Annotated in this window: 17 protein-coding genes; 12 read left to right on the forward strand and 5 right to left on the reverse strand. The window is 51.8% G+C overall.

The genetic code is table 11. The annotated features are described in order from the left end of the window. Nucleotides 1–569 precede the first annotated feature (569 nt). The 5 genes from G4551_RS11615 (at nt 570) to G4551_RS11635 (ending at nt 10,780) form a co-directional block, all read left to right on the forward strand. The gene (locus G4551_RS11615) at nt 570–5,900 is read left to right on the forward strand and encodes a peroxidase family protein (RefSeq protein WP_003836265.1); all 5,331 of its coding nucleotides are present in this window, start codon (nt 570–572) and stop codon (nt 5,898–5,900) included. 10 nt (nt 5,901–5,910) lie between these two features. Next, nucleotides 5,911–7,650, forward strand: a complete 1,740-nt coding sequence (locus tag G4551_RS11620; RefSeq protein ID WP_003836264.1) for a type I secretion system permease/ATPase — start codon at nt 5,911–5,913, stop codon at nt 7,648–7,650. Continuing rightward, nucleotides 7,650–8,978: an HlyD family type I secretion periplasmic adaptor subunit gene (locus G4551_RS11625; protein ID WP_003836263.1), complete on the forward strand. Its 1,329-nt coding sequence runs from the start codon at nt 7,650–7,652 to the stop codon at nt 8,976–8,978. The genes G4551_RS11620 and G4551_RS11625 overlap by 1 nt, the downstream gene beginning before the upstream one ends. 134 nt (nt 8,979–9,112) lie before the next feature. Further along, complete coding sequence (locus G4551_RS11630; protein ID WP_003836262.1) at nt 9,113–9,400, forward strand: VF530 family protein; 288 nt, start codon at nt 9,113–9,115, stop codon at nt 9,398–9,400. Between the two features lie 12 nt (nt 9,401–9,412). Beyond that, nucleotides 9,413–10,780: a glycoside hydrolase family 10 protein gene (locus tag G4551_RS11635; protein WP_003836261.1), complete on the forward strand. Its 1,368-nt coding sequence runs from the start codon at nt 9,413–9,415 to the stop codon at nt 10,778–10,780. On the opposite strand, the gene G4551_RS11640 is transcribed toward G4551_RS11635, so the two are convergent. The 5 genes from G4551_RS11640 to hdeB form a co-directional block, all read right to left on the reverse strand. Next, nucleotides 10,777–11,295, reverse strand: coding sequence for a hypothetical protein (locus tag G4551_RS11640; protein ID WP_003836260.1), 519 nt, complete (start codon nt 11,293–11,295; stop codon nt 10,777–10,779). The two genes, G4551_RS11635 and G4551_RS11640, sit on opposite strands and share 4 nt — an antisense overlap. 54 nt (nt 11,296–11,349) lie before the next feature. After that, nucleotides 11,350–12,621 carry a type II toxin-antitoxin system HipA family toxin gene (locus tag G4551_RS11645; RefSeq protein WP_003836259.1) on the reverse strand — a complete coding sequence of 424 codons (1,272 nt, stop codon included), beginning with the start codon at nt 12,619–12,621 and terminating at the stop codon, nt 11,350–11,352. After that, entirely contained in the window at nt 12,614–12,928 is a 315-nt protein-coding gene (locus tag G4551_RS11650; protein WP_003836258.1) for a helix-turn-helix domain-containing protein, read from the reverse strand. The genes G4551_RS11645 and G4551_RS11650 overlap by 8 nt, the downstream gene beginning before the upstream one ends. A 179-nt stretch (nt 12,929–13,107) precedes the next feature. Beyond that, entirely contained in the window at nt 13,108–15,051 is a 1,944-nt protein-coding gene (locus G4551_RS11655; RefSeq protein ID WP_003836257.1) for a methyl-accepting chemotaxis protein, read from the reverse strand. 155 nt (nt 15,052–15,206) lie between these two features. Beyond that, a complete protein-coding gene (gene hdeB, locus G4551_RS11660) occupies nt 15,207–15,536 on the reverse strand; it encodes an acid-activated periplasmic chaperone HdeB (protein ID WP_003836256.1) in 330 nt (109 codons plus the stop codon). Between the two features lie 401 nt (nt 15,537–15,937). Here hdeB and G4551_RS11665 point away from each other — a divergent pair, with 401 nt between their 5' ends. From G4551_RS11665 to G4551_RS11695, 7 genes are read left to right on the forward strand one after another with little or no spacing between them, the layout of a single operon-like run. Next, entirely contained in the window at nt 15,938–16,804 is an 867-nt protein-coding gene (locus G4551_RS11665) for a MurR/RpiR family transcriptional regulator (RefSeq protein WP_003020002.1), read from the forward strand. A 14-nt stretch (nt 16,805–16,818) separates the two neighbouring features. After that, the gene (ddpX, locus tag G4551_RS11670; RefSeq protein WP_003020004.1) at nt 16,819–17,406 is read left to right on the forward strand and encodes a D-alanyl-D-alanine dipeptidase; all 588 of its coding nucleotides are present in this window, start codon (nt 16,819–16,821) and stop codon (nt 17,404–17,406) included. A gap of 15 nt (nt 17,407–17,421) precedes the next feature. Next, nucleotides 17,422–18,984, forward strand: a complete 1,563-nt coding sequence (locus tag G4551_RS11675; protein ID WP_003836255.1) for an ABC transporter substrate-binding protein — start codon at nt 17,422–17,424, stop codon at nt 18,982–18,984. A gap of 44 nt (nt 18,985–19,028) precedes the next feature. Continuing rightward, nucleotides 19,029–20,051, forward strand: coding sequence for an ABC transporter permease (locus G4551_RS11680; protein WP_003020008.1), 1,023 nt, complete (start codon nt 19,029–19,031; stop codon nt 20,049–20,051). Continuing rightward, a complete protein-coding gene (gene ddpC, locus G4551_RS11685; protein WP_003836253.1) occupies nt 20,048–20,944 on the forward strand; it encodes a D,D-dipeptide ABC transporter permease in 897 nt (298 codons plus the stop codon). The genes G4551_RS11680 and ddpC overlap by 4 nt, the downstream gene beginning before the upstream one ends. After that, nucleotides 20,941–21,927, forward strand: a complete 987-nt coding sequence (locus G4551_RS11690) for an ABC transporter ATP-binding protein (RefSeq protein ID WP_003836252.1) — start codon at nt 20,941–20,943, stop codon at nt 21,925–21,927. The genes ddpC and G4551_RS11690 overlap by 4 nt, the downstream gene beginning before the upstream one ends. After that, nucleotides 21,920–22,855, forward strand: a complete 936-nt coding sequence (locus tag G4551_RS11695) for an ABC transporter ATP-binding protein (protein ID WP_003836251.1) — start codon at nt 21,920–21,922, stop codon at nt 22,853–22,855. Before G4551_RS11690 ends, G4551_RS11695 begins: the two co-directional genes overlap by 8 nt. The last annotated feature ends 7 nt before the right edge of the window (nt 22,856–22,862 follow it).

The following is a 22,862-nucleotide window of genomic DNA, read 5'->3' on the forward strand; positions in this document are numbered from 1 at the left end:
GGGTTAATTCAACCTGGCAAAGTAGCACATAATTTTAAGATGAGAGGAATGTTTAACCGAGATAACGTTATATTTTCCTCATAAATTGAAGCTTCAATGCAGTCTACTCAGCGTTGTCTTCGGTGTAAAAATAAATTGCCACCCCCCTAATGTAAAGAAATGAAAATACAATCTTATTCATAGAAAAGTATGAGTGAAGTCGGCAAAGGAAAAACCATAGTTATGATCATCACAGAAATGTAATGTGAGAAAAAAACAACACATCTAACCCTTACTACGCTCAAACTTGCGACGCAGCAGACCTTGAATATGCCTGATAATTCAAGAGAGCAAGTGTGTCTTTTGCACACAAATAGCAAACTTTTAAACCTGCGAACACATTATTTCGCGATATGAATATCCACGAAGATGACGCTAAATACGTCATTGATAATCTGAGCATTTTATTAAATGGAGTTGTACAAGCAATAACAACCAAGCACTAAATACGACTCATTCTCACATGTTTTTTTATAAACATGAGAACGAATGATGATAGCTAATACAAGTAAAGATAGGGGTAATGACTTATGGCCTCACAATATGACTTTACTGTCACCCTGCACGATCTTGCTTTTATTCTTAAGCAGATCAAAATATCCGAAGCGGCAACTAACCCAGACGGGAGCGTTAATGCTGAAATGCTTCGGGAATTAGTCTCCAGCCCACTCTTGCCCTATGGACTTCGCACGGTAGATGGCTCATGGAATAACCTTTTACCAGGTCAGGAATTATACGGCTCTGCCGATCAGACAATGCCGAGATTAACCGCATTAAACTGGCAGGATGCGGATCAAATGACCAGTTATATCCAAATTGGTGGCACTGTTATTGATGCCGACCCACGAATAATTAGCAATTTAATTTCAGACCAGACGGCCTCAAACCCGGCCGCGCTGGAGGCTTTTAACGCATTAAAAGATGCGCCCGGCGGCGGGACTGTTACTGGGGATGGCAGCTTATCCATTCCCAATCAGTCTCCCGATATCGGTCTCTCCCCTGCTTTTAACGGCTGGATGACCTTCTTTGGCCAGTTTTTCGACCATGGTCTGGATCTGATTCCGAAAGGAGGCAACGGTATCGTTTTCATTCCGCTCCAGCCCGATGACCCTTTATATGTTGAAGGGTCGTCGACAAACTTTATGCTATTAACCCGGGCAACGGTGGATGAAAATCGAGAGACAGTAAACCTGACGACCCCCTTCATCGACCAAAACCAAACCTACACCTCCCATCCTTCACATCAAATTTTCATCCGCGAATACGTCATTATTGATGGGAAACCTGAGCCTACCGGGAATTTATTGGGTGATGCGAACGGCGGACTGGCGACCTGGGCCGACGTTAAAAACCAGGCTGAAACCCTGCTTGGCATTAAACTCACCGATCAGGACGTGTTTAATGTTCCCCTGCTGGCAACGGATCGCTACGGTAATTTGATTTTAAGTGAAAACGGAAAGGTACAGATTGTTACCACCGGGGGGCTGGTTGAAGCCAACGGAGGCCTGTTACCCGCGGAGACGTTCCGCACCGGTCATGCGTTTCTGGATGACATCGCTCATACTGCCGTGCCAAAAGCTGGTCTGCTGGCAGATGATGACAGCGCCATCGGCGGAGAAGGACCGCAACCGGCAGGAACCTATGATAACGAACTGCTCGATCGCCACTTTATCACCGGTGACGGGCGCGGGAACGAAAATATAGGTTTAACCGCGGTGCACGCCGTTTTTCACAGCGAGCATAACCGCCTGGTTGAGCAGTATAAAACCACTCTGCTGGAAACCGGCGATATCGACCTCATTAACCAGTGGTTGATGCCCAACCACCAAATCACGGAATTACCTGCCGATACCAATACTCTGGTATGGAACGGTGAGTACTTATTCCAGGCAGGCCGCTTCTCCACGGAAATGCAATATCAGCACCTCGTATTCGAGGAGTTTGCCCGTACCGTACAACCTGCCGTCGATCCGTTTGTCTTCTCCAACACGGCGGATATTAACCCGCTGATCTTTGCAGAGTTTGCGCATGTTGTTTACCGTTTTGGGCATTCAATGCTGACAGAAACCGTGGCGCGTACCGACATTGATATGCAAAGCGGTGATATTGACCTGATTTCAGCATTCCTGAATCCGGTAGCATTTAATCAAATCAACGGGGCCACCGTCACGGACGATCAGGCTATCGGCGCAATAGTGCGTGGTATGACGCGTCAGGTGGGTAACGAAATTGATGAATTTATTACCGATGCTTTGCGTAATAATCTCATCGGCCTGCCCCTCGATTTAGGCGCGCTTAATATAGCCCGTGGCCGTGACACCGCAATGCCGACGCTGAACCAGGCCCGCGAGCAGTTTTTTGCTTTAAGCGGCGATAGCCAACTGAAGCCTTATACCAGTTGGGCTGACTTCACTACCTACCTGAAAAATCCCGCTTCAATCATTAACTTTATGGCCGCCTATGGTCAGCACGAACTGATCCTCAACGCTACCAGCCTTGAAGGTAAGCGCGCAGCGGTTAACTTCCTGTTATTTGGTGATGCTAACAATTCCCCGCCTGCGGATGCGATGGATTTCTTTAACAGTACCGGAGCGTGGGCAACCAAAGAGACCGGTCTGAATATGGTCGATTTCTGGATTGGCGGGCTGGCTGAGCGCAAAAATGAATTTGGCGGCATGCTCGGCTCAACCTTCAACTTCGTCTTTGAAACACAAATGGAAATGCTTCAGGACGGTGATCGTTTCTACTATCTGAGCCGCGTTCAGGGGCTGAACTTACTCAATGAACTGGAGGCCAACTCGTTTTCCGCGCTGGTAATGCGTAACAGCGATCTTGGTGATGAGGGTTCCTCCCACCTGCCCGCTAATCTGTTCCAGACACCGGACCATATTTTTGAAGTGAACCGCGTGCTGCAAACGGAAATCGATCCGAAATGGGGTAATCCGCTGAAAGATCTGCTCTCGCCGTTGTTGGTGCGTCGCGACCCAGGGGTGGATGTTGACGGCGATAGTTTTGCCGATGGTGGGTATCTGAAATATACCGGCGATGGGCATGTGGTGCTTGGTGGGACGGCAGGCAACGATACGTTAATCGGCGGTAAAGGGATCGACAGCCTGTGGGGCGATGGCGGAGATGACCGACTGGACGGCGGTGACGAAGCAGATGTGGTCCACGGCGGTGACGGTGATGACATTATTACCGATACCGGAACGCCTGTTGGTGATGCGGACTTCCTGCATGGCGATGCCGGACATGACGTTATCTTCTCTGGTAACGGAAACGATCTGGTCTTTGGTGGCAGCGGCAGCGACTTCGTGGTGGTCGGTGAAGATGCGCAGGAGGTCTTCTCGGGTCAGGATAACGACTTTGCGCTTGGCGGCTCGGGTGGTGATTTCCTGATGGGCAACGAAGGCAATGACTGGCTGGAAGGCGGCGACGGGTTTGACACGCTGGCGGGTGACAACTCTGAGTTGTTCTTCAACAGTACCATTATCGGTCACGATGTCCTCAACGGTCAGGGTAACGACACCGACTACGATGGCGAAGCCGGTGACGACATCATGGTTCAGGGCGCGGGGATCCAGCGCAATAATGGCATGGCCGGTTTCGACTGGGCTATCCATAAAGGCGACCCAAATGGCGCTAACTCTGACCTTGGGATCCCTATTTTCGTCAACCAGCAGGAGTTTATTCTACGCGACCGTTTTGATCTTGTTGAAGGGCTGTCGGGCTGGAAACACGACGATATCCTGATCGGAACAGAACAGCCGATAGGTACTGCGCCTGTTCAGGGCGTTCCCCTCTCTAACAACCTGACCCAGGAAGGTGCGGACCGGATCAACGGTCTACAGGCTATTCTCGGCGTAGAGCGTTCTACAAATCCGGACGCGGTGCTACTGAACCCTGATGATGGTAGCGATATTTTACTCGGCGGTGGTGGTAGCGACCGCATCATGGGTAAAGCTGGTAACGATATCATTGATGGTGATGCGTGGCTCAACGTTCGTATTGCCGTTACGGGTATGGCGGGACTCACCAGCGCCGAAGGTATGGCCGAACTGAAATCGTACATGCTGGCCGGCACGCTGAAACCGAATCAACTGTCGATTGTGCGCGAAATTCTGCATGAAGGTAACGGCACGGAAACTGACGTCGCGGTGTACCGTGATGTCAGCAGCAACTATGTCTTTACCCGTATGGCGGACGGTAGCCTGCGCGTCGATCACGCTACGCCGGATGCCACGCTGAACCTGAATGATGGCATCGATCGTCTGTTGAACATCGAAAAACTGGAGTTTGGCGATGGGAAGCAGCTGTGGGTGACGGGGCAACAAGCAACGGGCGATCTGACCATCAGCAATCCTAACCCTTCGGTGGGTGACCTGCTGCGCGTCAACGTGGCGAACTTGCTGGATGGTAACGGGCTGGCGGTGGATGTGGCCATCACTATGACCTGGCAGGCATTCGTCAACGGCCAATGGCGAGATCAGGCAACAGGCGTTGAGTTCAGAGTGCCTGGCGCTATTCAGGGCGCACCGTTGCGTGTGGTCGCCAGTTTTAACGACCGCATGGGTGACGCTGAAACCCTGGTGTCGGCACAAACTCAGGCAATCCTCCCGCGCAATCAGGCCACGACCGGTGTGCCAGTAATTAACGACCTCACCCCAACTGAAAGCCTGACGCTGACCGCGGTGGTTTCAGGCATTTCTGACGCTGATGGTCTGAGCGGCGGTAATTTCACTTATCAATGGAGAATGAGTTCGCCAACCGGATTCGTCAACATTAACGGTGCGACATCCGCTACCTATACGCCGGGCCAGGCTATGGTCGGCAGAACGTTGCAGGTGGTCGTTACCGTCGTCGACGATGAAGGCAACCCCCCTGTTGTCCTGACGTCGACCACCACCCAGCCTGTGGGCGATCTGATTGTTGGTACCAACGGGGCTAACACCCTCGTCGGTACTGCCTGGAGCGATATCCTGCGCGGTGAAGGCGGTAATGACACCTTACTTGGCGGTGCAGGTGACGATCTGCTCATCGGCGGTGCTGGAAACGACAGCCTCTCTGGTCAGGCGGGACAAGATATTCTGCAAGGTGATGCCGGTAACGACACGCTTGATGGCGGGCTTGGTGCCGACAGTATGACCGGCGGCGCGGGCGATGATACCTACATCGTTGATGATTTCGGTGATGTGGTTATCGAAGGTGTGAATAGCGGTACGGACGTTGTCCGAACCAGCCTCAGCAGCTACGACCTCACCGATAACGTGGAAGAACTGGTATTTACCGGCAACGGCAGTTTTATCGGTACCGGTAATGCCATTGCAAATACCATTACGGGCGGTTCTGGTAACGACTATCTGTTTGGTATGGGCGGTAACGACCAGTTGTTTGGTGGTATCGGGAATGACTTCCTCGATGGCGGAGATGGCGCTGATAACCTGCAAGGTGGTGTTGGCAACGACGTCATGATTGGCGGTGCGGGCGCGGATACCCTCTCCGGCGGTAGCGGGGACGATATTCTCAATGGTCAGGAAGGTAACGACATTCTGGACGGTGGTACCGGGAGCGATATCTTCGCCTTTGGGACCAACTTTGGGCAGGACCGAATTACCGGTTTTGACAGTAACCCCAACGGTGGACAGGACTTCCTTGATCTCGTCTTGTTAGGTATCAACGCGGGTAATTTTGCCAGCAGCGTGTCTATCACCGGAAACAATGGCAACACCATTGTGACTATCGGTACAGACACCATCACATTGGTGGGCGTCAATTCGACCACCGTGAATATTGGTGACTTTTATCTGGAAATGCCCACTACCCTTGCCAGCAACAATGGCAATAGTTCATTGATCGTATAAGGAGAAGACTATGTCGCGCCAGCATACGCCAACAGAACTGAATGATGCATTAAAGGGAACGAAACCCACTTTTCTGATGCTGTTGTTTTTTAGTTGTGTGATTAATATGCTTATGCTGGCGCCGGCAATTTATATGCTACAGGTTTACGACCGTGTGCTGGTCAGTAAAAATACCACCACACTGTTAATGTTAACCTTATTGATTGTCGGCTTGTACATCGTTATTGCCATGATTGAATCTGCCCGCGCACAGGTTATGGTCAGGCTTGGCAACAGGCTGGATATAAAGCTAAGTCAGTTGGTCTTTAACGCAGCCTTTAAAAGAAAGATGGTTACCGGTGATAACAACCCGGCGCAATCTTTAGCCGAACTGGATCAGATCCGTCAGTTTCTTTCCGGGAATAGTCTGTTCGCCTTACTGGATATTCCCTGGACGCCGATATATCTGTTCATCGCCTTTTTGGTCCATCCCCTGCTGGGATATCTTTCTCTCGGTGGAATAACGTTATTATTTATTCTGACGCTGGTATCTGAAATCTCCACCAAGCGCCCGATTCAGCAAGCGCACGCCTTAACCATTAACAATGCCAGCAAACTGAATAAACAGCTGCAAAACGCCGATGCCATTGAAGCGATGGGGATGCTTTCGACCCTGAAGTCCAACTGGCAGGAGCAACATAACAAAGTGCTGGTGCTACAAACGCAGATTGCCGACAAAACGGCCGGGTTAAGCAGTCTGAGCCGCTTTGTGCGGGTATTGCTGCAGTCGATTGCGCTGGGCGCCGGGGCTTTACTGGTGATCGGTGGCCATATTACCCCGGGCTTGATGATTGCCGCCTCGATCATTCTTGGACGCGTCCTCAACCCGGTAGAACAAGTCATTGGCAGCTGGAAGCAGTTCGTGCAGTTTCGTAGCGCGTGGCATCAGCTCTCCACCTTGCTGAAGGAGTATCCGGCGCCGAAAGAGGTACTGACCCTGCCGCGCCCGAATGGCAACATCAGCGTCGAAAGCGTCTTCGCTGCAGCCCCCGGCCAGCCTTCCCCGCTACTGCGTAATATCTCATTCCAGTTGGAGCAAGGTGAAGTGCTGGGGATTATCGGCCCTTCAGCCTCAGGAAAAACCTCGCTGGCAAAGGTTCTGGTTGGCGTCTGGAAACCGTTATCAGGGAAAGTCAGATTAGATGGCGCAGATATATGCCAGTGGGATAAAGCGCTGCTGGGCCCGTCTATTGGCTATCTGCCGCAGGATGTGGAACTGTTTGACGGTACCATCGCACAAAACATTGCCCGCTTCGCGCAGAATGACAGTGAGCTTATCGTTGCCGCCGCATTACTGGCAGGCGTTCATGAGATGATCCTGCGCTTGCCGCAAGGTTATGACACACTGCTGGGCGCAGGTGGATACCAGCTCTCCGGTGGGCAGCGGCAACGCATCGGGCTGGCGCGCGCCGTGTATAACAATCCTGCGTTTATCGTGCTTGATGAACCGAATGCCAATCTTGACGACGCGGGCGAATTTGCACTCGTTAAAGCCATTAATACCCTGCGTACCCAGGGACAAACCACAGTCATTATCTCACACCGCCCGACGCTGCTCGGCGTGGTCAATAAGGTTTTGCTGCTTAACGATGGCGCTATACAGGAGTTTGGTACCCGCGATCAGGTTTTTGCCCATTTGCGTCAGGCCAACGTATTGAAACCGGTGGCTACGCCTTCTCCATCCACGACTGAACAGCAACGTGAGGCTTGATGATGAAAAAGAATCCCCACAACACGGCCTCTGCTGGCGTAGATACCGATATCTGGTCGCCGATTATCCGGGGCGTGATCGTCATTGTGCTTGGTGTCGGTAGTTTTATCCTCTGGGCAGTGCAAGCTCCGTTAGATGCGGGCGTGGTCGCCGATGGTACGGTAACCGTATCGAGTAACCGCAAAACCATTCAGCATCTGAGCGGCGGTCGGGTAACCGATATCTTTATCAAAGAAGGCGACTTCGTGAAGAAAAATCAGGTCCTCGTCCGGTTGGATAAAATGCAGCTTGAAATGCGTTTCAGCGCGTTGAATGCCCAGTATATTTCTGCAAAAAGTATCGAAGATCGCCTGTTAGCAGAACGCGATGACCTGGATGTGATCCGCTTTAATACTACGCTGACGCAGCAATTCTCTGGCAATAAACGGCTATCAGAAGTCAGAAATCTGCAGGCTAAACTTTTCGATACCCGTCGCAAAACGATTCAGGATGAACTGTCGATGATTCAGGAGACGCTCGATGGTCTGGTTGGACAGACGGATAATCTCAATAAAATAAAAGGCTATCGCGACCACCAGTTTTCTCTGATTAACCGGGAGTTAGGGGCTATTCGGGCGCTGAGCGAAAAAAACTATTACCCCAAAGCACAATTACTGGTGCTGGAGCGCGAGGCAGCAGAAATATCTGGTAGCGTTTCAGAAGATATTCTTAACATTGCCAAACTGAAATCGCAGCAGAACGAATTAAAAATTAAAGCCTACCAGGTGCGTCATCAATATTTACGTGAAGTTGAGTCTGAACTGACGGAAAACCAAAAAGAAGTGGCAATGCTGGAGGATGAATTGGTATCAACGCGTCATGAGCTGGATAACACCGAGATCCGCTCACCGATTAACGGTATTGTGCTGGATGTTAAAGTCAGTACCGTGGGCGGCGTCATTCAGCCTGGAGAACATTTGATGGATATCGTCGCCGCCGGACAACCGATGCAAATTGATGCCAAAATACCCGTACATGCCATTGATAAACTGGTCCCCGGTTTAACCGTTGATGTGCTGTTCCCTGCCCTTAACCATGCGCTGTTACCTTCGGTTCCGGCCCAGGTTCTGACTATCTCTGCGGACCGTTTAATTGATGAAGCCACTCAGCAGCCTTACTACCTTGCGGAAGTACAGGTTTCAGCAGAGGGCGCGCGTTTGCTGGGCGATTACAAAATTAAAGCGGGAATGCCCGCCAGCGTGACGATCAAGACCGGTGAACGAACCCTGATGAGTTATCTGTTTAAACCGTTGATTGCCCGTCTGGAACTGGCTTTTAAAGAGTATTGATCCATCCATTGCCGGTATGACGTACGGCTTGTCGCGCCATACCGCTTTCTGCCGTTGCTGGCAGCTTTGCTTTCTTGTAACCTTCTTCCCGTCTCACTACTGACAAAATCTGGAACCACTGAACTGGACTTCATATGAATGCTCATAATTCTAAAGACCCTTTACATGGCGTGACGCTAGAAATGCAGGTCAATGCCCTGGTTGAACGTTATGGTTGGGCTGAGCTGGCGCAACGCATTAATATCAACTGCTTTAAAAATGAACCGAGCGTTAAATCCAGTTTGAAGTTTCTGCGCCGTACGCCGTGGGCGCGGGCAGAAGTAGAAGCACTGTACCTGGACTCTCTACATGACCAGGCCTCAAATAACACTCCCAAACCGGCCTTCGATCCCTGGGCTAACAGCCGCAATAAGAAGAAATAAGAGCAAAATCAGATGGCAGCATCCGGTTTCTTTTCAGGAAATTATCAGAAAAAACTGGCGAAGATTATCGCCCGTTCTCGTGCCAGACTACCGCTGACCAACATGAAATGGTTTGCTGTACTTGTGGGCAGTATGTTGTTACTTGGCAGCTGTTCTTCACAACCGCCCGGCCCCAAAACCACTCCGCAACCTCCGGTGAGCAAACATCAGCAGAGCAAGGAGCCAGTGCGTGGGATCTGGCTGGCGACGGTTTCACGTCTTGACTGGCCGCCGATCTCATCTGTGAACATCAGTTCACCTGCTGTACGCATCAGCCTGCAGCAAAAAGCGCTGACGGATAAGCTGGACAACCTGAAACGACTTGGTATTAACACCGTTTTTTTCCAGGTTAAGCCCGATGGGACCGCATTGTGGAAGTCAAAGATTCTGCCGTGGTCAGATACCCTGACCGGCACGATTGGCCAGGATCCGGGTTACGATCCGCTGCAGTTTATGCTCGATGAAGCGCATAAGCGCGGAATGAAAGTTCATGCCTGGCTTAACCCCTATCGCGTGTCTGTAAACACCAAACCTTCGACGGTCACTGAATTAAACAGCACGCTGTCACAAACACCGTCCAGCGTATACGTTCTGCATCGGGACTGGATCCGCACCGCGGGCGAGCGTTTTGTGTTAGACCCCGGTATTCCCGAAGTGCGTGACTGGATAACCAGCATCGTGGCGGAAGTGGTTGAGAATTACCCTGTTGACGGTGTGCAGTTTGATGATTACTTCTATACCGAGTCTCCCGGCTCTGCGCTCAATGACAGCCAGACGTTCAGAAGATACGGCCAGGGATTCGCTTCCAAAGCTGACTGGCGCCGCGATAACACGCAACGGCTGATTGCCCAGGTATCACGGACTATCAAGAAACTCAAGCCTGAGGTTGAATTCGGTGTCAGCCCTGCGGGCGTATGGCGCAACCGTTCGCACGATCCAGCGGGTTCCGACACGCGCGGTGCGGCAGCGTATGATGAGTCTTATGCCGACACCCGCCGTTGGGTGCAACAAGGCTTGCTGGATTACATCGCACCGCAACTCTACTGGCCTTTTGCCCGCGATGCAGCGCGCTACGATGTACTGGCAAAATGGTGGGCAGATGTCGTGAAATCAACCAACACTCGCCTCTACATTGGTGTAGCGCTGTATAAAGTTGGTGAACCATCGAGAAAAGAGCCAGACTGGACGGTCAAAGGCGGTGTGCCGGAACTGAAAAAGCAGCTCGATCTAAACGAGACCGAACCGTACATTAACGGCACGATCCTGTTTCGCGAAGATTACCTTAATCAACCGCAAACGCAGGAAGCTGTGACCTATATTCGCAATCGTTGGGGACGTTAATGGTTGTTCTGAGCGGGAAGCCTGAGCCAGACGCTCACGTAGCGGGTAAATTTCCCCACAAAAATTCCGGCGAACATGCCGCCAGTAATGATAGCCAGGGCGCTCATTGCGGGTTGACGTAAAACGTCGGGGGAAATGGCGTTAAGTACGCCAAGTACGTACTTAACGCCGAATGCCATCAGCATAAATGGCAATGCGGAATAATCTGCCGGACGGTGAATACTCCGTGGTGCGCTACTGCGGCTCAAACGGCCGGGGTTAATTAATATGTAGCCAATGATTGCGCCGCTGAGGATACCTATCGCCCACTGAATATACGTAATGAGGGTCGGGTCGCGATAAGTGATTAAATCGTAGATATCCCAGACTAAAAAAATAGCGGGGATCAGCGCCAGCTTTTCCAGCGTGACAGTGGCAGGTGTTCTGGCTTTAATCCCTCGATACAGTAGAAAGGCAAACAGCAGATACACCCAAACTGGCGTGTTTTTCAGCATATTCACGACAAATTCAGCCATAACGTTGCCTCGCTCAGATTTAATTCTTCGCTAAGTGTAGCGGCTGTCTCTGCATCACAGGGACATTAACCGGCGGACATTATCATTAATCTGTTTCTGTATCGTATTCAGCGTAGTTTGTGTTATCTGATCGGCGTATTTGTCTTTGGCTGTAACGCTTAACGCTGTTGCATGGTGGCAGATCTTGTCGATTATAGCGTTCACATGCTCAGCTGATAGCTCAGCTTCCTGTACGCCAAGCTGCTGCAGGTGCTTTCTTTCGATATCCAGCGCTTCTCCCAGCACGTCCATTTGATGATACCCGCCGGGTCCTTCGCACCAGGTCACGTCGTAAGCCGGAGCCAAAGTCCAGTTTCCTGCGGCTGACATTAAATAGGCAAAGTTTTTGGGATGGTCATCGCGGTTGTTAAATGCCACGTTGAAAACCACGCGTTCGAACGCTTTCGCTTTTTCTCTGACATCATTGGTACAAATCTGTGTGGCGCGCAGAAAATCCCGGTAATCTAAAGCACCGGGTATCTGGTAATTTGCACCGGTAAATGCCGCCAGGCTCTGCATAGGAATACGGACCGACTGGTCACGGTCGAAACGGCGGGTAGCAAATGCCGCCTGCCCGTCAGGCAGATTAAAATACGCGGTATCAGGCGTAGTGATCCCGCATTGCCGCAAACATTCAGCATACACCGCTTCGATGGCACATACCTCAGCATGCTCATGCCTGGCAGGAAATTTAATCAACCAGCTTTCGCTCTCCGGGAGGGGCGCAGTGGTGAACTTTGACGTGACACTGTCACGATAAAGTAACGCTTTTGGCCTGGCCCCTTGCGGTGAACCGCCCATCTGGAGCAGTTTTTGCAAGAATTCCCCGCCTTCGCCGCTCAGGACTTCCTGAACCTCAGATGCCAGTTGTTCGAGAGGAACATCCTCTTTTGAAAGCGTCTCGACATCTGACTGAACGGGCCGGAACGTCATGGCGCCCATTGCGTTATTGCCGACCCAGGTTAACCTCTCCAGAGGTCCTATGCGCGCTGCGTTGAGTCCACGGCGTTTAAATAAACGATCCATCAACAGCATACCCCAACCATCAGGTAGCGAATCGTACACGGGTCCTGGTAATCCCAACTGATGAGCCGGGAAATCCCTGCGTAAACGAGGACCGTTCAGCGGTAACCTTAACCGGGACAGCTCCAGCCCCTTACGTATAGCGTCTTCACTGTATTCAAAGGCGATCAACGGGCGTCCGGTCAGGGCTGAGGAAGACACCAGTTTTCCCCACAACCATTTTTCACCCCAGCCTTCATAAAAGACATCGACTTGCTCAAGCATCAGTATTTTTCCTTTTCACCCGCTGGCGTGCCGCGCTCTTCTCGTAACGCAAAATATCATCCAGACTGTCGATCCTGGGTTTGAATAAGCCCTCCAGCGCGTCACCATAGCCTAACACCATCGCGACTTTGACCAGATTCTCAAATCCTACATTTTTACCGGCCTCCAGATTCGAAACGGTATTCACACCGACACCTGAACGCGCGGCAACATCTGCCTGCGTCATTTGCTGCGCGAGCCGTTCCTTACGCAATCTGTCGCAAAGTAGTTTGACGATATCGGCTGCTGTATTGAGCGTTAAATCCATAACATTGGCTCTTATTGGAATAAAAACGACTTTACACCCAATATTATAGAGTTAAGAGGAGAATGATTCAAAGTTTTGTAAGACACAATAAAGAGGAGTTAAATCAATTAATCATGGTTAAGCACCATTATACTGGAATTATCCGGGCACAAGATCTGTACCCGGATAGGATGTGGTTATCAGGCAACGGAAGGCTCAGGTAATCTGAAAGAAGAGACCAGCAATGCCAGCTGTTCCGCCTCCTCTTTCAGCGCCTGCGTCCGTGCTGCGGCATCATCAATTAACGAGGCATTCTGCTGAACGGTGCTGTCCATTTCGGTAACGGCGAGCGTAACTTCGGAAACACCTTTACGCTGTTCTTCACCCGCAACGCGTATTTCCCCCATCAACTGGCGTACCTGACGCACATTGCTGACCAGTTCTCCCAGACGTTCGCCGGCAGTGTGAATTTGCTGACTTCCGCTACCAACATGAGAAACGGATTCATCAATCAACGCTTTAATTTCCTGGGCGGCGGTGGCACTGCGCTGAGCCAGCGTGCGCACTTCGGAGGCCACGACGGCAAACCCTCTGCCAGCATCACCCGCTCTGGCGGCTTCAACCGCGGCATTCAGGGCGAGAATATTGGTCTGGAACGCAATGCTGTCGATGACAGCGACAATTTCCACCATTCTGCCGGATGAGGCGCTGACATTATCCATCGTAGAGATAACGCCTTGCATCACATCACCGCAACGGTTGGCCGTTTGCGCTGTGTTATCGGATAGCTCATCCGCCAACTGTGTATTACTGGCGTTTTGATGAACGGTCGCATTTAACTGCTCCATAGCCGCTGAACTCTCTTCCAGCGCAGCGGCCTGCTGCGTTACGCGAGATGAAAGCTCCATATTACTGTCAGCCAGGCTAACGGCGTTATTCGCCACCACTGTGCTACTGCTTCTGACGGTGATCAGGATGGCCGAGATTTTATCGACGAACAGGTTAAACGCCTCGGCGATAGCCGAAATCTCATCTTTGCCGCGAACATCCAGGCGACGGGTAAGATCACCTTCTCCCTGCGCGATGTCATCAAGAGCCTGACGAGTATCATCGAGACGTGAAATTAGTCGACGAACCACCAGCCATGATCCCACCAGCAACAGCGTCATGATAGGGATCAATACCTCCAGAACGTCCTGCATCATCACTTTGGCAAGACCGACAATACGTGATTCTGGTGTCACAAGCCCTACGACCCAGCCGGTATCTGGCATCGGGAACAGCATGACCTGTGACGCTGTATTCAGGACGAGATCATTTTCCAGCGTTATGGTCTTCACCCCATCTGTCGGGCGCAAAGATTTCAGACCATTTTGCACCGGGATAAGCCACTGCGCGCTTTGCGCCAGATCGTTAATGGTTTTATGTTTGGCCAGGTCGGCCTGCGGGAAATAGAGAATTTGTCCCTGCTTGTCTACCACAAACGCGTAACCGCCAGTACTGTTGCCCTGCTGCTGCATGAAAGTTGCGACGTTATCCAGACGGATATCGGTGGTAGCGACACCGGCAAACTTGCCCGCCTGCTGATAAGGCACGCTGCATGTCACCATGTTGACGCCTGAACTGGCATCCTGGTAAACATCAGACCATAGGCAGTTGTTTTGTGATTGCCCTTTGGCGTGCTGATACCAGCTTTCATTGTGGTATCCGCTTGATCCTTCGACGTTATAATCGTTGGAATAGACAAGCTTCCCTTCGGCATTACGCGCCCAGAAAAAGCTTCTTTTCTCCACACCTGCGGTGAAGGCGTCTGGTTCTGGCCAGATGCCGCCGCCGGTAATAATCGAGTATTTACCTTCACCAATCAGATGCGGAACGACGCTTTGATACAGAGATTCATCGTTAGGCAACACTTCAGCCAGTCGCGACAGGCTGACAGTCTCACCTTCAATTCGGGACAATACGGTACTCAACTGACGGGTTAAACCTTGCCCTGTTTCTTCGATCAGGGCGGTGTTGATTTCAACGACGCGCGGCTGACCACGCCAGAGCATAATCACCACGATAACAATAGTCGTTACTGCAAGCAGCAGAATGCCGCCGATGGTTAAACGCGTTGAAATACGAGTAGGATACCAGGCCATACAAACTCCTTCTGCAAAAGGCTAACTTTTATCCAGTATCGGCACAGGCGTTTATATCTTTATAAAGATTTCTTAAGTATTGCAAAAGAAAAAAGTGACAATGTCACAAATAACAAAACCCAGCACTTTGGCTGGGTTTTAATAACGGCTTAATTTTATTTAGATAATTCTTTTTTGATTTCGTCTTTTATTTTACTTAATTCGCTCTGCGGATATTTCTTACAAAGTTCAACGGTCAGAGGAACTGCAGTCGTAACGGTTTCGTTATAGTCTACGTAATCGCCACCTTTGAAGTCTTCGTCTTCATTGAGCACCCAGAAGGCCACCGGAGCCATAGTTTGTGGGTTCAAATCAATAAACTCCTGACAGTTCATGCCTTTCGGAGTCACTTCAGTTTTAGCGTTATCAGTTGCTGCATTGACGCTGACACTGGTTAACAGCGCTGCGACCAGAATACCTGCTGTAGAAAGGGAGAATTTATTCATTGTAGTACTCCATGTATAATATAAATAATATCTACACTTGCGCTTAACACCGTTAATGTAGCTCGTGAAAAATAATACCCTTATAGTCATAAGAATAAAGATTGGTGTTATTGATATGGCTGAAATTTATATTTTCAATTACTGATTCTTATGTCTTAGGGATAAATGTTGCCCACAATGTGATCGTTCCGACGAAATCAGCAGATTCATACCCCGCTTCCTCTGCCGTTGCACCAAAACTGAACTACGCTGCACAAATGTTGATCATTAGTTAACGAATTCGAGCTGAATTTTAACAAAAACAGCCAGCATGCTGCTGTTACTGACATGGCACGCGTCGTGCATTGTTAATTCGCTAACAGAGATACGGAATCTGACAGACAACTAACAGCGAGAAGGTAATGACAGCCAAACCAGAGTTATTTACCCGCATAGAGCAAACCTTTAGCCAGCTGACGCCCAGCGAAAAGCGCGTGGCTGGGTGGCTGTTGGCCCATGCTGTGCAGATCCCATTTGAAACCGCGGATGGCATCGCGAAAGCAACCGGAACCAGCGGCATTACCGTCGGACGTTATCTGCGTAAACTGGGCTTTCGTAACCTGGAGGATGCAAAAGCCAGTCTGCGTGAGCTGCCTGTAGTTCCGTATCAGCCCTGGGGAATGAATGAACGACTGGATTCCTGGCACCAGCAACAAAGCCTGCCAGATCGGGCGCACCAGTCGCTGTTACTGGAAATCGACGCCATTACCCACGTCTACCAACTTGCTCAGGGTGAGACGTTTCTACGCATTGCACAGCAGTTGGCGCATGCGGAAGCCGTGTACATCCTCGGGATCCAGTCCACACGCGGGATCGCTAACGCCTTTTTTAGTCACCTGGAATATCTGCGACCTAAAGTCAGCTACTCCGAAGGCCTTTCCGGCAGTTGGGTAGAGTCGCTGAACTCGGGATTCAGCCAGCCTTACGTGGTTATTACCGATATGCGCGCCTACTCCGCTATTTCGCGACAATATTGCCGTGTCGCCACTGAACGCTGCATTCCGCTGGCGCTAATTACCGATGTGTGGTGCCCATGGGCCAGGGATTATTCCATTGATTTGCTTCAGGTAAAAACCGACACCGGACATTTCTGGGACTCACTGGCACCGGTGAGCTGTCTGTTCAACTTATTACTTTCTGCGGTGGTGGCGCAACTGGGTGACGCCCTCGCAGGACGCCTGCAAACTAATCGCCAGTTACAACAACAATTTGGTCAATTCGAACAATAAACAGGAAACGTGCTATGTCAGAACTCCCAGAACTGGTCGATCTGTCGGTGATATTTCCGTCGCTGCATATCGATCTTAAATACGCTACTGCCGACAACATTACCGGCGCACCTATCTACAGGGAAGCGCGTTGCCTGTTGCACACCGAGGCGGTAACCGCGCTGGCAAAAAGCATCAGCATTGCGCAACTGGCGGGCTTGTCGCTGGTGGTGTACGACGCGTATCGCCCCCAGCAGGCGCAGGCGATACTGTGGAATGCCTGTCCCGACCCGCAATATGTTGTCGATGTTGCCATTGGTTCCAATCACAGTCGGGGTACGGCAATTGACGTCACGTTGATGGACGATCGCGGCCATCTCCTTGATATGGGGGCCGGTTTTGATGAAATGCACGACCGTTCCCATGCCTGGCATCCGTCTGTTCCTCCGGCAGCGCAGCGTAACCGCCTGCTGCTCAATGCCATTATGTTTGGTGGTGGTTTTGTCGGTATTAACAGCGAATGGTGGCATTTTGAATTACCTGATGCCGCCCGTTACCCGCTGCTTGACGATCAAATAGATTGTTACACTGTCACGTCTATAACAACACAACATCCCCTTTAATTCTGGAGCCTGGTTATGAAGACTACACCTGCGTTAAACGCTTTTTTCCGCCCCGCTCTGATAGCCGTTGCGTTAGCGGTAGCCCTGCCCGCCGCGCAGGCTGCTGTTCCCAAAGATATGTTAGTGATTGGTAAAGCCGCCGATCCGCAGACGCTCGATCCCGCTGTGACCATAGATAACAATGACTGGACGGTCACCTATCCCTCTTACCAGCGGTTGGTTCAGTACAAAACAGATGGTGGTAAAGGTTCCACGGAAGTTGAAGGCGATTTAGCCAGCGGCTGGAAAGCCTCGGACGACCAGAAAGAGTGGACGTTTACCCTGAAAAACGATGCCAAATTCGCCGACGGAACACCGGTGACGGCTGATGCGGTAAAGCAATCCTTCGAACGATTGCTCAAGATTGGTCAGGGACCTGCGGAGGCTTTCCCGAAAGATCTGAAGGTTGAGGCCATTGATAACACCACGGTGAAGTTTACCCTCAGCCAGCCGTTTGCTCCGTTTCTGTATACGCTGGCAAATGACGGTGCCTCAATCATTAACCCGGCCATCTTAAAAGAGCATGCCGCAGACGATGCCCGCGGATTCCTGGCACAGAACACGGCAGGCTCTGGTCCCTTCATGCTGAAGAGTTGGCAAAAGGGACAACAACTGGTGCTGGTGCCTAACCCGCATTATGCCGGTACAAAACCGACGTTTAAGCGCGTCTCAGTCAAAATCATTGGCGAAAGCGCCTCCCGTCGCCTGCAACTGTCCCGTGGCGATATCGACATTGCCGATGCGCTTCCTGTTGACCAGCTTGCTGCTTTAAAACAGGAAGGCAAAGTGAACGTGGCGGATTATCCCTCATTGCGCGTGACTTATCTGTATCTCAACAACAGTAAGGCCCCGCTCAATCAGGTGGATTTACGCCGCGCTATCTCGTGGGCCACCGATTATAAAGGCATTGTCAACGGGATCCTGAGCGGCAATGGAAAGCAAATGCGTGGCCCAATCCCCGAAGGCATGTGGGGTTTTGACGATAAGGCCATGCAGTACAGCTTCGATGAAGCCAAAGCCAAAGCAGCGTGGGACAAAGTTGCCACCAAACCTGAAAGCCTGAGCTTCCTGTACTCAGATAATGATCCAAACTGGGAACCTATCGCGCTCGCTACCCAGGCAAGCCTTGGCAAACTGGGCATTAAGGTGAAGCTGGAAAAACTGGCGAACGCCACCATGCGTGACCGCGTGGGCAAAGGCGATTACGACATTGCCATTGGCAACTGGAGTCCGGATTTTGCCGACCCGTACATGTTTATGAACTACTGGTTTGAGTCAGATAAGAAAGGCTTGCCGGGTAACCGTTCGTTCTATGAAAACAGTGAGGTCGATAAGCTGCTACGTAGCGCGCTGGCTACGACCGATCAGGTGGCCAGAACCAATGACTACCAGCAGGCGCAAACCATCGTGATTGATGAAGCGGCCTACGTCTATTTATTCCAGAAAAACTATCAGTTGGCGATGAACAAAGACGTCAAAGGATTTGTATTCAACCCCATGCTGGAACAGGTCTTCAATATCTCCACCATGAGTAAATAAGCCACGTTTACGCGGAGCCGCTCTGGCTCCGCAAGGGGAAGCTAATGACGTTCTGGAGTATTTTACGCCAGCGATGCTGGGGACTTATTCTGGTGGTTATCGGTGTTTGCGTAATCACCTTTATTATTTCACATCTGATACCTGGCGACCCCGCACGGCTGCTGGCGGGCGACCGCGCCAGCGATGAAATTGTCGAAAATATTCGCCAACAGCTGGGGCTGAATCAACCGCTGTATGTCCAGTTTTTTCGCTATGTCAGCGACATTTTTCACGGCGATTTAGGCACCTCCATTCGCACCGGGCGTCCGGTACTGGATGAACTGCGCATTTTCTTCCCCGCTACCCTTGAGCTGGCTTTCTGCTCTTTGTTGCTGGCGCTGGTGATAGGTATCCCGCTGGGTATTTTATCTGCGGTCTGGCGTAACCGCTGGCTTGATCACCTTGTTCGGCTAATGGCAATTACCGGTATCTCCACGCCAGCATTCTGGCTGGGGCTGGGGGTTATCGTGCTGTTTTACGGTCATCTGCAAATTTTACCCGGCGGTGGACGTTTAGACGACTGGCTGGATCCACCTGCTCACGTCACCGGGTTCTACCTGATTGATGCACTGCTGGAAGGCAACGGCGAAGTCTTTTTCAATGCGCTTCAGCACCTGATTTTACCGTCGTTGACACTGGCTTTTGTACATCTTGGGATCGTTGCCCGCCAGATTCGTTCCGCCATGCTGGAGCAACTGAGTGAAGATTACATTCGTACCGCCCGCGCCAGCGGGTTACCGGGCTGGTACATCGTGCTGTGCTATGCATTGCCTAACGCTCTCATCCCATCAATCACCGTCCTCGGCCTGGCGCTGGGCGATCTGCTCTACGGTGCGGTATTGACCGAAACGGTCTTTGCCTGGCCAGGCATGGGCGCTTGGGTGGTGACCTCAATTCAGGCACTCGACTTCCCGGCGGTAATGGGATTTGCCGTGGTGGTCTCGTTCGCCTATGTGCTGGTCAACCTGGTGGTGGATTTGCTCTATTTGTGGGTAGATCCTCGAATTGGACGTGGAGGTGCTGAATGATGCTCACACAAGAAATGCCGACCGCCCCTCAGACAGCACGCCGCCGCACGGACTGGGCCAAACTGTTCTGGATGATGAAAAGTAGCCCGCTGACGCTGGTTGGCGGGGTCATCATCGTATTGATACTGCTGCTGATGGTGCTGTCGCCGTGGATAACGCCACACGATCCTAATGCCATCAATTTGAGTGCGCGCCTGCTGCCCCCGTCAGCCGCTCACTGGTTTGGTACCGATGAAGTTGGCCGCGATCTGTTCAGCCGCGTTCTGGTAGGAAGTCAGCAGTCGGTCGTTGCGGGTCTGGTGGTGGTGGGTATCGCCGGGGGATTGGGATCACTGCTGGGCTGCTTGTCGGGTGTCATGGGCGGCCGCGCCGACGCGATAATTATGCGGATGATGGACATTATGCTGTCCATTCCTTCGCTGGTGCTGACGATGGCGTTGGCCGCCGCGCTGGGCCCCAGCCTGTTTAACGCCATGCTGGCGATTGCCATCGTCCGTATCCCTTTCTATGTACGCCTCGCCCGCGGTCAGACGTTAGTGGTGCGCCAGTTTAGCTATGTACAGGCTGCCCGGACCTACGGCGCTTCACGCTGGCATCTGATTAGCTGGCACATTTTACGCAATTCTCTGCCGCCACTCATTGTGCAGGCATCGCTGGATATCGGCAGTGCGATCCTGATGGCTGCCACGCTCGGGTTTATCGGTCTGGGCGCGCAGCAACCCAGCGCTGAGTGGGGCGCGATGGTCGCAATTGGCCGCAATTACGTGCTTGATCAGTGGTGGTATTGTGCTTTTCCCGGCGCCGCCATTCTGATTACCGCCGTGGGCTTTAATCTCTTTGGCGATGGTATTCGCGATCTGCTTGATCCGAAAGCCGGAGGAAAACAGTCATGACACAACCCGTACTGGAAATCGAAGATTTACATCTGAGTTTCCCCGGCTATAAAGCTGATGTGCATGCGCTGAACCATGTATCACTGCACATCAACCGCGGAGAAATCGTTGGTGTGGTGGGTGAATCCGGTTCCGGTAAGTCCGTGACCGCCATGCTCACCATGCGTCTGCTTCCGGAGGGAAGCTATCGTATTCACCAGGGACGCGTTTCACTGCTGGGTGAAGATGTGCTCAACGCCAGTGAGAAACAAATGCGTCAATGGCGCGGCGCACGCGTCGCGATGATCTTTCAGGAGCCCATGACGGCACTGAATCCGACCCGGCGTATCGGCCAGCAAATGGTGGAGGTGATCCGCCATCACCAGGCGTTAAGCCGCACGGATGCCCGCCAGAAAGCCGTCGCTCTACTCGAAGAGATGCAAATCCCGGACGCGCCGGAGGTTATGAAACGATTTCCGTTTGAGCTTTCCGGCGGGATGCGCCAACGCGTGATGATTGCGCTGGCCTTTTCGTGCGAGCCGGAGCTTATTATTGCCGATGAACCGACCACCGCGCTGGACGTCACGGTGCAACTGCAGGTGCTGCGTTTGCTGAAGTTAAAAGCACGGGCCAGCGGAACAGCCGTGTTATTTATCAGTCATGATATGGCGGTGGTTTCACAGTTATGCGACCGGTTGTACGTCATGTATGCCGGGAGCGTGATTGAGAGTGGCCCGACGCAAACCGTTATTCAACGTCCGACGCATCCCTATTCCATCGGCTTGCTGAAATGCGCGCCGGAACACGGCGAACCACGCGCATTGTTACCTGCGATCCCCGGCACCGTACCGAATCTAACCTGCTTACCTGCCGGATGCGCATTTCGTGAGCGCTGTTTTGCCGCTGGTCCTCGTTGTGAAGAAACGCCTGCGTTAAGTAGTCAGGGAGGCGTAGATCAACAATCTGCCTGCTGGTATCCACAACTGGAGACAACACATGTCTGATTTTTTACTGGCGCTGCAGGATGTTCATGTCAACTTTCCTGCGCGTAAAAACTGGCTTGGCAAGGTTACGGAACGGGTGCATGCGCTCAACGGTCTAGATTTACAGATTCGCCAGGGTGAAACGCTGGGGATTGTTGGCGAATCCGGCTGTGGAAAAAGTACGCTGGCGCAACTGTTGATGGGCATGTTGAAACCCAGTCAGGGAAGTTATTCTCGCCGTGGTGATAAGCAGCATAACGGTATGCAAATGGTCTTTCAGGACCCGCTTTCATCACTGGATCCGCGCTTACCGGTGTGGCGGATAATTACCGAACCGGTGTGGATCCAAAAACGGAGCCCGGAGCGTGAACGACGCATGCTTGCCGAGGATTTGGCACGACAGGTGGGGATTCGTCCTGAATATCTCGACCGCTTGCCGCATGCGTTTTCCGGTGGACAACGCCAGCGTATCGCCATCGCCCGGGCACTATCGTCAGAGCCGGATGTTATCGTCCTCGATGAGCCCACTTCAGCACTGGATATCTCTGTGCAGGCGCAAATTCTCAATCTTCTGGTGTCACTTCAGGCGCGCAGAAATCTGACCTACGTATTGATATCGCATAACGTGTCGGTGGTCCGCCATATGAGCGACCGTGTGGCGGTGATGTACCTCGGGCAAATTGTTGAGCTGGGCGATGCGCAGCGGGTTCTCACTCAACCTGCACATCCTTACACGCGATTATTGCTGGACTCTGTCCCTAAAACGGGCGCGCCGCTGGCGGAAGATTTGGTGTTGCGGAAAACAGAACTCCCGGGGAATCGAACCCTGCCACAGGGCTGTTTTTTTCGTGACAGATGTCCGTTAGCGACCCGCGGTTGTGAGAAGAAACAGGCATTACTGAAAAGTGATACCGGATGTGACGTTCGCTGCTGGCGGGCGGTTACATGACCTGAGC

It is taken from the genome of Citrobacter freundii ATCC 8090 = MTCC 1658 = NBRC 12681 (assembly GCF_011064845.1).
Lineage (GTDB): Bacteria > Pseudomonadota > Gammaproteobacteria > Enterobacterales > Enterobacteriaceae > Citrobacter > Citrobacter freundii.

Bases quoted from the DNA above. Each gene is read 5' to 3' on its own strand.
- G4551_RS11615 (WP_003836265.1), top strand. From the start codon at position 570: ATGGCCTCACAATATGACTTTACTGTCACCCTGCACGATCTTGCTTTT.
- G4551_RS11620 (WP_003836264.1), top strand. From the start codon at position 5,911: ATGTCGCGCCAGCATACGCCAACAGAACTGAATGATGCATTAAAGGGA.
- G4551_RS11625 (WP_003836263.1), top strand. From the start codon at position 7,650: ATGATGAAAAAGAATCCCCACAACACGGCCTCTGCTGGCGTAGATACC.
- G4551_RS11630 (WP_003836262.1), top strand. From the start codon at position 9,113: ATGAATGCTCATAATTCTAAAGACCCTTTACATGGCGTGACGCTAGAA.
- G4551_RS11635 (WP_003836261.1), top strand. From the start codon at position 9,413: ATGGCAGCATCCGGTTTCTTTTCAGGAAATTATCAGAAAAAACTGGCG.
- G4551_RS11640 (WP_003836260.1), bottom strand. From the start codon at position 11,295: ATGGCTGAATTTGTCGTGAATATGCTGAAAAACACGCCAGTTTGGGTG.
- G4551_RS11645 (WP_003836259.1), bottom strand. From the start codon at position 12,621: ATGCTTGAGCAAGTCGATGTCTTTTATGAAGGCTGGGGTGAAAAATGG.
- G4551_RS11650 (WP_003836258.1), bottom strand. From the start codon at position 12,928: ATGGATTTAACGCTCAATACAGCAGCCGATATCGTCAAACTACTTTGC.
- G4551_RS11655 (WP_003836257.1), bottom strand. From the start codon at position 15,051: ATGGCCTGGTATCCTACTCGTATTTCAACGCGTTTAACCATCGGCGGC.
- hdeB (WP_003836256.1), bottom strand. From the start codon at position 15,536: ATGAATAAATTCTCCCTTTCTACAGCAGGTATTCTGGTCGCAGCGCTG.
- G4551_RS11665 (WP_003020002.1), top strand. From the start codon at position 15,938: ATGACAGCCAAACCAGAGTTATTTACCCGCATAGAGCAAACCTTTAGC.
- ddpX (WP_003020004.1), top strand. From the start codon at position 16,819: ATGTCAGAACTCCCAGAACTGGTCGATCTGTCGGTGATATTTCCGTCG.
- G4551_RS11675 (WP_003836255.1), top strand. From the start codon at position 17,422: ATGAAGACTACACCTGCGTTAAACGCTTTTTTCCGCCCCGCTCTGATA.
- G4551_RS11680 (WP_003020008.1), top strand. From the start codon at position 19,029: ATGACGTTCTGGAGTATTTTACGCCAGCGATGCTGGGGACTTATTCTG.
- ddpC (WP_003836253.1), top strand. From the start codon at position 20,048: ATGATGCTCACACAAGAAATGCCGACCGCCCCTCAGACAGCACGCCGC.
- G4551_RS11690 (WP_003836252.1), top strand. From the start codon at position 20,941: ATGACACAACCCGTACTGGAAATCGAAGATTTACATCTGAGTTTCCCC.
- G4551_RS11695 (WP_003836251.1), top strand. From the start codon at position 21,920: ATGTCTGATTTTTTACTGGCGCTGCAGGATGTTCATGTCAACTTTCCT.